The sequence below is a fragment of the Mesorhizobium huakuii genome (genome assembly GCF_030160235.1).
Lineage (GTDB): Bacteria > Pseudomonadota > Alphaproteobacteria > Rhizobiales > Rhizobiaceae > Mesorhizobium > Mesorhizobium huakuii.
Map to the genome: position 1 here is coordinate 1 of NZ_BSNY01000038.1, position 2,699 is coordinate 2,699.

The window sequence follows — 2,699 nt, forward strand, 5'->3', positions numbered from 1 at the left end:
ACCCGCCTCGATACGCCGCCCTTCTCAAACCGTCATCACCCATTTTCCGCCATAGCTCCCGGCCAAAGCCCGTCGCCTCTCCCGGCGACGGGTTTTCACTGAAACGGAAGATCACATGACGCAAGATCTCGCAAAATCCGATGCCTTGGAAATGCGCGTTGTAAATCTCGGAACAAAGTTCGCTGACGCGAACATTACCGGCGGCGACATGAAGGCGTTTCGAAAGGTCGCAACGGCGATGGCGGACTATCAAGGTCTGATTGACGGCGACGACCTTATCGCCGCTTCTTTTCTCAATGACGTTTAGCTCATTCCTGGCCATTGGCCTAAGGTAATCTAGCCGTGCGCGTCTACAGCGTCGGACTGGAACAAGGAAACGCCATGACTTCGACAGCTGCGCTGATCTGGTATCTGGTAATTGCAGGTCCGCAGGGCGGCATGGCGGTGTTGCCAAGCACTTTCGACAAGCGCGAACAATGCACGGCTGCCATCGCCGAATACCAGAAGCAGCCAACCCCCGCCGGGCTGGAGCCTGCAGTGCATCCCCAGCGCTTCCCCATTCACCAACAACGGATCCGCCGAATAGCGGGAAGCGCAGCCAAGGCCCGGCTGGGCGATTACCTCGCCTGGCGCAACTCTCCTTACGCCTTCGGCTCGACCGCCGCTCCTAGAAGCTGGATATGTTCGGTCGCAATTTTGAGCAGGGTTTCCGCGGTCTCTTGCGCTGTCCATCCCTGGGCCTCTGATTCGGCCACCAAGGCCGCGAACGCCGCTTCCAGGGCCACCTCACAGTTGACCGCCCGATCCGGACTTCCTTCCGGCAATATCGGCGGTTGAATGGTCTGGGACATGCACGATCCCTTCCAAAAAAGGGTAGGCCCGCGCCCTTAGCGAAGGACGCGGGCCGATCAAGGTTTCTGACCCGATCTTCAGCAATGGCGCGAGGGAGCGTTGCCTGCCGCAATCACCAACCCTCGGAAGTCACATATGTTCCAGACCAACGGATCGAAAGTCGCACGCATCGACCGCTGCGAACCGTGTCTCACTTGGGAAAATCAGGCAAGGCAAGCTCAATAGCATTGAGGATCGTGCGGTAAAGACTGTCGACATCTTCATCGATTTCGGCCCGCTTGGGCAACCTCTGGACACGGGAGCCAACGCGGCGGATTGGTCGCTTGAGCTTTGCGAGGGAGGCAGTTCGCGATGCGATCAAAGCCTTTTGAAAAACCAGTGCGCGTCTGGGTTGGATTGGGTCCCCCCCGCCAACTCAACACAGTCGCCGACACCTATCAATGCGCAGTCGAGTGGTGCGGCAAAGCGGTCGCGCAACTCACGACCCAACGGTCCGAAGGGTCATAGGCTTATTGCGCCCGCGATGACTCTCCGTTTCAAGAAGCGGCCGACCCTCGATAGACGCAGGAGCACCAGGGTGCCCAGACGTGTCTGCGCATGTTGTCGAGATGCCATGATCGCTGCGCGATGAGCTTCTTGTTGTTCCAGGTAGCATGCCAGTGCAAGGTCATAACGTGACGCCCGAATGTCGCCGGGGGGCTGTTCTACCGTTGACGATCTCCCGGATCGAATGGGCCAATCGGAAAGGCTGGGGCCAAGCATAGCGTTTCCCTTGCCAAGTGTTGATTTGAGAGCCTCTCCTATGGCCGTGAGGGATGCGTACGAAGAACTGTGATTGGTTCGTGAAAAGCGCCATTCCAGACAGATTGCAGTTGAAGTCGCAGCAGGTCCGGGGAACAATCGAGTGTCCAACATGGCTTGCGAACGGTGGCGCAAACACAACTTCTGTTATTCGGCGGCTTCACTCTTGCTGGAGGTGGGTTTGCCAATGCAGCGCTGAGCCGCAAAGCGCGTGGTTTGGTGACTTATCTAGCCCTCAATCCTGGACAGTCCCATTCGCGCGAGAAACTCGCCGCGCTTCTATGGGGCGATACTGGGGAGCCGCAGGCGCGGATGAGCCTTAGACAGGCCCTGTCAGCGATCAGGAAGGCGTTGCCATCGGTCGACTACCGACGCCTCTTGGCAGACGGCGACAATGTCACCCTCAAGCTCGACGATCTTGAGATCGATGTGGCACGGTTCGAGCGACTAGCGTCAGGTACAGACCACGAGCAGCTTGAACAAGCCGTTGTTGTCTATCGCGGTGACTTGCTCGATGGCTTCGCCCTGAAGGAAGAACCGTTCAACGACTGGCTGAGGGTGGAACGAGAGAGATTGAGGACGATTTGGATCGGCGTTCTGGAAAAGCTTCTGCATCACTACTCGGTTGAGAACAATCTGGCCGCTTATGTCGAGGCAGCGAGGCGCCTAATCGGGTCGGATCCACTCAGGGAAGACATTCACCGAGGCCTCATGCAAATCTATGCCCGCCAAGGCCGACTGAACATGGCACTGAAGCAGTATGCCCAATGCCGCGAGGTCCTTCGCAAGCACCTCCAGGTGGAACCGGAGAAGGAGACGCGTGAGCTGAACGACAGGCTCCGTGCTAGCCGTTCGGTAACGTCCAAAGCGAATTCAACAACGTTGTTGGAACCCGCGGTAGGCCTTGCCGATAGTCCGGTGCCAGCCTCGCTGCGCCCAGAAACGCACTATGTAAAGTCGGGCGGGGTCAGCGTTGCCTATCAGGTAACGAGCTATGCTGGAATTTGGGTGACGAGGCTGATCAAGCGGCGCTCTGCGGCTTCAAT

At 58.1% G+C, this 2,699-nt stretch carries 3 protein-coding genes and 1 pseudogene; 3 read left to right on the forward strand and 1 reads right to left on the reverse strand.

Annotated features, from left to right (window positions below; all coding sequences use genetic code 11):
- Positions 1-115 precede the first annotated feature (115 nt).
- Both QQK95_RS20375 and QQK95_RS33425 read left to right on the forward strand, forming a co-directional pair.
- Complete coding sequence (locus QQK95_RS20375) at positions 116-307, forward strand: hypothetical protein (RefSeq protein ID WP_284276003.1); 192 nt, start codon at positions 116-118, stop codon at positions 305-307.
- A gap of 74 nt (positions 308-381) precedes the next feature.
- A pseudogene (locus QQK95_RS33425) lies at positions 382-586 on the forward strand (hypothetical protein).
- A gap of 55 nt (positions 587-641) precedes the next feature.
- Here the strand turns inward: QQK95_RS33425 and QQK95_RS33430 are convergent.
- The gene (locus QQK95_RS33430) at positions 642-851 is read right to left on the reverse strand and encodes a hypothetical protein (RefSeq protein WP_322791223.1); all 210 of its coding nucleotides are present in this window, start codon (positions 849-851) and stop codon (positions 642-644) included.
- Positions 852-1,779: 928 nt separating this feature from the next.
- Between QQK95_RS33430 and QQK95_RS20385 the strand changes: the two genes are divergently transcribed.
- Positions 1,780-2,699, forward strand: a 920-nt coding sequence (locus tag QQK95_RS20385; RefSeq protein ID WP_284276005.1) for an AfsR/SARP family transcriptional regulator, incomplete at its 3' end; no start/stop codon positions are given.

Coding starts and splice junctions, on each gene's coding strand:
- QQK95_RS20375 (WP_284276003.1), top strand. CDS start 116: ATGACGCAAGATCTCGCAAAATCCGATGCCTTGGAAATGCGCGTTGTA.
- QQK95_RS33430 (WP_322791223.1), bottom strand. CDS start 851: ATGTCCCAGACCATTCAACCGCCGATATTGCCGGAAGGAAGTCCGGAT.